Here is a 6271-nt window from a genome sequence, read left to right as displayed (position 1 = left end):
GGCGCCGCTGGCCTCGTAAAAAGCGGCAACAAAGTAATTGCCAACAACGATTACGAATACGCCTACGCTGCGTAAGCGGCAGGGCACCCTGACGGCCTAGGCCGTCACGCCGAAGCGACCGACGTCCGATACGTCGCCGAGGTGTCAATTCATCGGACTGGCGTACGTCTGCTCCTTCCGGGGCGTGCGCGAGGAGTTACGGCGGGATAACTGACGGACGCCCGTCTGCGGGCCAGTCCTGAGGCGAAAACTCATACGCAGACTACACCTGTAGAGGCCTTGCGTGGACCTTTCTCGGACGGGAGTTCGACTCTCCCCGCCTCCACCAAAAAGTCGAAGACATTCAGTTTCCACTGAATGATAAATCATGCTCTCCATGCCGTGACGCCAGTGCGCCGTGCATCGGGAGCATTTTTTATGCCTTCTTTCACGCCCGCCGCGTCCTCATACTTTCTCTCGATGGCTGCAAACAGTCCGGCATATCGTCGGAAGCGGCGGCACGAACGGCTCCTCTCCATGCTCTCCGCAATAAAAAAGCATTCCATGCCGAGTCGCACCGTTCCCCCAAAAATATCGACCCCGTCCGTGCGGTTCCCCGAATGCTTTCTGTTCCAAAGGCTGCATGACGTTTCCGACATCTTCCAAACTCATCGTTCAAGCGCAAAACGCGCATTCTGGAGTCTCCTGTAAAAGTCTCGATCTCTATATCGGGATTTTTTATTATTTTTAATAGGTTATGCATATTGTTCCCTCAGAGTTCCAGAGCTTTCGACGGCTATGCCGCACGCTGTGCGGACATTCGACACGTGACTGGCGAACCAGTTTTTTACTGTCATATCAACTGACAGTTCTCATAGACAAAATCCCTGTTCATTCTCGAAGAATAGCTCTGTATGCTCTTACTCTGCGAAACGGCCTCAACGCCGTTTCCTCATGACAGTTTTACAACATGCAAAACCGTTCAGGAGGTAAAAACATGACCGACAAAGTCCATTCATCAGCAGAAAGGACGCCCGTCATCCTGCCCAGGCCCTCACCCGCCGTTACGGGCCGATCCGCTTTCCCGGCGTCATCCGGTGCACGGCTCTCCGGCTCCGTCCCCTGTCTACGGCAATGTCCGACGTACACGGCGATCGCAGCAGTCATGTCTTAATCCACAGCACCCCAAGGAGATCCACCATATGGGCAAAACATACGGTTACATCCGCGTTTCCAGCACGGACCAGAATGAACTCCGCCAGTGCATTGCTCTGCAGGAGCGAAACATTCCCAAGGAAAACATCTTCATCGACAAGGTATCGGGCAAGGATTTTCAGCGTCCGCAGTACTGCGCCATGCTCAAGCGCCTGAAGGCCGGCGATCAGATATGCATCACCAGCATCGACAGACTGGGAAGAAACTACAAAGAAATCCAGCAGCAGTGGCACATTCTCACCAAGGACATGAAAGTCGACATTCTGGTACTGGACATGCCGCTTCTCGACACCCGGCGAGACAAGGATCTGCTCGGTACCTTCATTGCCGATCTTGTACTTCAGGTACTCTCATTCGTGGCGCAGAATGAACGGGAAAACATACGGAGACGTCAGGCAGAAGGCATAGCCGCGGCCAAAAGCAGCGGCATACGCTTCGGCAGAGAGCCCAGCCCCCTGCCCTCCGGATTCTCCCGGGTGTACGCCCTGTGGAAGGAAGGCAAAATCAACACCTCCGAAGCGGCAAGGCGTTGCGGCATGCCCCGCTCGAGCTTCCGGTATCGCGCCGCAGCATACATGAGAAAAAATACCACATAATCACGAGCCATGGCACATCGTTCTTCATGAAGGCCGGCTCCTCTCCGGCCGCATCGCGCCCGCGCGATCAGTAAGACTCACGCCATGAATCTCAAGCCAGAAAGGCGCCCCGAGTTTCTGCGGGGTCCGCCTTTCTCCACCAGAACGCCTCCGGCCTGTTCGACATATTTCACGGCAAACATACCTTCCGGCTATGGCCATGTGCGGCGCTCCATGCTAAAAGGAAAAGCCTGCAGGAGTGACGCCATGAAATTCTTTACAAAAAGCCGCTACGCTCTGCGCGTGATGATAGAACTGGCCAGACAGCCTCAACAGGACAACACCCCCCTCAAACACATTGCAAAGTCCCAGCACATCAGCCTCAAGTATCTTGAACAGATCATCGTGCCCCTGAGCAGGGCGGGACTGGTCAAAAGCGAACGCGGCAGTCAGGGCGGCTACCGGCTGGCCATGCCTCCCGAAGAGTGTACGGCAGGCGACATTCTGCGCGCGGTCGAAGGCAGTCTTGCCCCCGTGGACTGTCTTGAGCCGGAAGCCAAGGCCTGCGGATTCCAGAAGCAGTGCGCCTCCCTGCACTTCTGGAGCGGACTTGGAAAATGCATCGAACGCTATGCCGACAGTGTGACTTTGAGAGACCTTGCCTCTCAAAACAGTGACTGTACCCTGTCTTCAGTGCTCTGAAATCTGCGAACCGTGTCCCCGCATTCTGCCGAGGTCTTCATGTCTTCCAACGGAATAGATCTCTCCCGTCGCTTTTTTGCCACTGTCCTTCCCCTTCTCAACGAACGAATCCCCGACGTCATGACCCGATCCGCTGCGGGTCTGGTCGGCGAAGGATCGGAATGTCTCGGTCTGGACGATGAAATTTCCCGCGATCACGACTGGGGTCCGGCATTCTGTCTCTGGGTACCTGACGACCTGCTCCGCTCGGAACTCGACCGCATCGAGAGCGTCATGGCCGCTCTGCCCGCCACGTTTGAAGGCCATCCTGTCCGCATGAAGCGCGACAGACGCATGGGCAGAACAGGGCCTCTGCCTCTGCGGGGTTTCTATCGCCGCTTTCTCGGCATGGATCATGTACCCGAAGGATGGCGCGAATGGATGTCTGTGCCTGAATACCATCTCTGTTCCTGCACCAACGGTGAAGTGTTCATGGATGAAGGCGGAGAATTTTCCGCCATCCGCAACGCGCTGCTCGAGTACTATCCCGAAGACGTGCGCCGCAAGAAAATGGCGGCGCGCTGCATGATCATGGCGCAGGCCGGACAGTACAACCTGCCGCGCTGTCTTCAGCGACAAAACGCCCCGACCGCCATGCTCGCCGCCGCGCGCTTTGCCGAAGCCGCGCTGTCCATGACCTTTCTGCTCAACCGCCGCTTCATGCCCTTTTACAAATGGGCGGGCAGGCTGGCCGAAACTCTGCCCGTCATGGGCCTGAGCGTAACCCGAACGCTCGGCGTTCTTGCCCGCACTCGCTGGGATTCTCCGGAACTCGGCATGCAGGCCGTGGACGCCATTGAAAAGTTCTGTACCGAAACCGCTGAGGAACTTCGCAGGCAGCACCTGTGCGACATAAGGGACAACTGGCTGTGGGAAGCCGGACCGATTGTCCAGATGAGCGTCAAGGATCCCGAACTTCGCGCGCGCAACGTCATGGAGGACTGATGGAACATCTTCGTGCCGCCCTTGACGCGGCAAGAAATCTTCCCGACGCACAGGCGGAACGCCTCCTGTGCCATTTTCTTGAAGAGCATGGCGACCTTCTCCCCGACGAAAAGGGGCGCGTCTGCCATGCCCTGGCGCTCTGCCAGCTTCGTCAGGAAAAACACGCCGAAGCGCGGGAATCACTGGAAAAGGCTGTTCGCCTTCTCGAAAAGGACGCAGAGCTCGCCCTTGCCCTGACGGCGCTTGCCCGCGTCCATCTTGCCTGCGGAGAGCTGCAAAAGAGTCTCGATACGGGCAGAAAGGCACACAGGATGCTGCACGAATACCTTTCCCCGGACGACGCCCGGCTCGCGCCGTCGCTGTTCTCCCTGTCTTTTGCCGAATATGAGGCCCGGAATCTGGATCGAGCCGAAGAGCTATGCCTTGAGGCAAAAGCCCTCTGGGAAAGGCAGCGAGGTCAGGAAAGCCTCGAAGTCTCCACGTGTCTCAACAATCTCGGCCGCATTTATGAAGAGGCCGGCCGTGAAGAAGAAGGCATAGCGCATCACCGCAGCGCCCTCGCCATTCGGCGCAAGGTGCTGGGAGACCACCCGGAAACGGCCTTTTCCATGGGCAACCTCGGTACGGCTCTCGCCGCAGCCGGAAAGTGGCAAGAGGCCGCCGCCGTACTTGAGGAGGCCATCGCCTGCTACGCACGCTGCGGGCACGCCGAAGGCCGCGATATTGAAGGCTATCGCCGCAACCTGAACGTATGCAGAAAGGCTCTCGCAGAGACGAGAGCTTAAGGAGTCGGTCATGAACGCAGAACAAATCAAAGAATCTCTCATCCAGGATATCGTGGAACGGGAACTTGCCATGTTTCTCGCCACCCCCAACGAAGGCGGCCCCAGCGTATGTCAGACTCGACCGCAGTCCTTCCGCCTCATGCGCTGGATGAATCACAGCACGCACGACGTCTCCACGCTGGAATCCTATCTGGACGACCTGAAGGACGCCGAGGCCCGGGGCAGAAACTTCATGATTGAAAAGTACGCCCGCATGGAGAATCGTCTTCCCCCGCTCTCGACAAGTCCTTTGCTCGACGAAATCACCGACGCCGAGTCCGCCTTCCTGCGCGAGGCTTCCGCGCATTATCCCCACGCCATCACGGGAAACGGCGACACGGCCTTCCGCAACTACTGCCGCTGCGAGCTCGAGACTCTTTCCGAGCGCACGCGGAAACTGTACTCAGCAGAGGTGAAACGTGCGCAGCAGGAAGGCCGCAACCTTGCCGAGGAACGCTACGACAATCTGTGGAAACGACTCGGGGAAGGCTCTCTTGCAGCCTACGACGCAAAACTGGCGGCCCGTGTCTGAGCCATGCCGCCTCTTTTCCATTGAAAAAAGACCGGGGTGCAATGCAGCGCCCCGGTTCTTTGTTTTCATAATCAGCAGGAAAGTCCGAGAGCCGTCAGCGCCTGCCGAAGCAGCGCCTCCGGCTCCAGCGTGGCGTCCAGTACACGGAAACGTTCCGGCCAGCGGGCCGCGCGGGCCAGAAATCCCTCCCGGATACGCTGGTGAAAGGCCAGCTCCTCGGCCTCAAAGCGTCCCTCGCTCTGCGTGAGCCCCTCCCGTCCGTTGCGGGCAAGCGCCCGGGCGAGCCCCGTTTCCACGGGAAGATCGAGCAGCAGCGTTCTGTCCGGCCACAGGCCGCCAGTGGCATAGTCGTTGAGCTCCTGAAGTCTGTCTGTGTCCATGCCCCGACCGTAGCCCTGATATGCGATGGTGGAATCGGCGTAGCGGTCGCACAGCACCCAGTCGCCCCTCAGGAGCGCAGGACGTATGGTTTCGGCTACGTGCTGCGCACGGTCGGCCAGAAAAAGGAAAAGCTCGGCGCGGGAATCAAGCGAGCTCGACACATCAAGCAGGAGAGGCCGAAGACTTGCGCCGAGGTCGCAGCCGCCGGGTTCCCTCGTGCGCAGAAAAACAATGCCGCGCGTCTCAAAAGATTGTGCAAGCATATTCATGAGCGTGCTCTTGCCCGCTCCCTCCACGCCTTCTACAGTAATGAACACTGCCGCTCCTCCTGCCGGGATTCCTTCTTTTCATGCCTTGAGCCTCGAGCCTCTTCCCGCGCTTCCGGCGTGCGGACGGGACGGCAGACGCTGCGCCCGAGAAGCGTCTGATACGGACTCCAGACCATGCCTTCCTCCCCGTCGGCGGGCAAAGGCAGCACCCCGCGGCACTGGGCCAGCTTGGCGTCGATGTTGTCGGCATAATGCAGAACGAAGGCCTCCGGAGTGACTGGCTCCCTCGCCGCGCCGAATTCCATCTCTCCGTGATGACTGGCTATGAGATGCTTGAAATGCATGACGAGCTCCGGAGCGAGTCCCGCCTTGCGAAGGTACGGCTCAAGCATGATCAGCCCCTGAACGATATGGCCGAGAAAACGTCCTTCATCGGTATACTCCGTCACGAGCAGCCCTTCCATTTCGTCTATCTTGCCTATGTCGTGCAGAAGAGCCGCGGCCAGCAGCGTCTGACGGTCGAGGTCAGGATAATGGTCGGCCATGAGCATGCACAGTTCCGCCACGGAGAGCATATGCTCAAGCAGGCCTCCCGCGTAGGCATGATGCACGGACTTGGCGGCCGGAGCCCTGAGCAGCAACGGACGTATGCGCCTGTCGGAAAGCACGGAACGCATGAACTTCTTCCACGGCTTGTGCACAAGTACGGCATCGCACAGCCTTTCGATGTCCGCCATCATGTCGGCGGCCGGCCGCGGACTGGAGAGAACATAATCCTCCATGGGCAGAGAGGCGGCCTCATCCTCTTCA

The 6271-nt window shown here is 58.6% G+C and carries 7 protein-coding genes and 1 other RNA gene; 6 read left to right on the top strand and 2 right to left on the bottom strand.

All coding sequences use genetic code 11. The features are described 5' to 3' along the window. The 6 genes from ssrA to Q0J81_RS09875 form a co-directional block, all read left to right on the top strand. Positions 1 to 328: a transfer-messenger RNA gene (ssrA, locus tag Q0J81_RS09900) on the top strand; the annotation flags it as partial. Between the two features lie 853 nt (positions 329 to 1181). Continuing rightward, positions 1182 to 1790, top strand: coding sequence for a recombinase family protein (locus tag Q0J81_RS09895; RefSeq protein ID WP_294447540.1), 609 nt, complete (start codon positions 1182 to 1184; stop codon positions 1788 to 1790). A 246-nt stretch (positions 1791 to 2036) separates the two neighbouring features. Beyond that, complete coding sequence (locus Q0J81_RS09890; RefSeq protein ID WP_294447539.1) at positions 2037 to 2471, top strand: Rrf2 family transcriptional regulator; 435 nt, start codon at positions 2037 to 2039, stop codon at positions 2469 to 2471. Between the two features lie 39 nt (positions 2472 to 2510). After that, positions 2511 to 3455 carry a DUF4037 domain-containing protein gene (locus Q0J81_RS09885; protein ID WP_294447537.1) on the top strand — a complete coding sequence of 315 codons (945 nt, stop codon included), beginning with the start codon at positions 2511 to 2513 and terminating at the stop codon, positions 3453 to 3455. After that, a complete protein-coding gene (locus Q0J81_RS09880) occupies positions 3455 to 4240 on the top strand; it encodes a tetratricopeptide repeat protein (RefSeq protein WP_294447535.1) in 786 nt (261 codons plus the stop codon). Before Q0J81_RS09885 ends, Q0J81_RS09880 begins: the two co-directional genes overlap by 1 nt. Before the next feature lie 10 nt (positions 4241 to 4250). Beyond that, positions 4251 to 4811 (top strand): DUF4125 family protein, encoded by a 561-nt coding sequence (locus tag Q0J81_RS09875; RefSeq protein WP_294447533.1) that lies wholly within the window; start codon positions 4251 to 4253, stop codon positions 4809 to 4811. 71 nt (positions 4812 to 4882) lie between these two features. Here the strand turns inward: Q0J81_RS09875 and tmk are convergent, their stop codons facing one another. Next, a complete protein-coding gene (gene tmk, locus Q0J81_RS09870) occupies positions 4883 to 5509 on the bottom strand; it encodes a dTMP kinase (RefSeq protein WP_294447531.1) in 627 nt (208 codons plus the stop codon). Next, positions 5494 to 6271: HD domain-containing protein (locus Q0J81_RS09865; RefSeq protein ID WP_294447529.1), on the bottom strand; the 778-nt coding region annotated here is incomplete at its 5' end. The genes Q0J81_RS09865 and tmk, both read right to left, overlap by 16 nt.

Source organism: uncultured Mailhella sp., from assembly GCF_944324575.1.
GTDB lineage: Bacteria > Desulfobacterota > Desulfovibrionia > Desulfovibrionales > Desulfovibrionaceae > Mailhella.
Note: the sequence above shows the minus strand (reverse complement) of the source record. Positions and strands in the feature narration are given on the sequence as shown.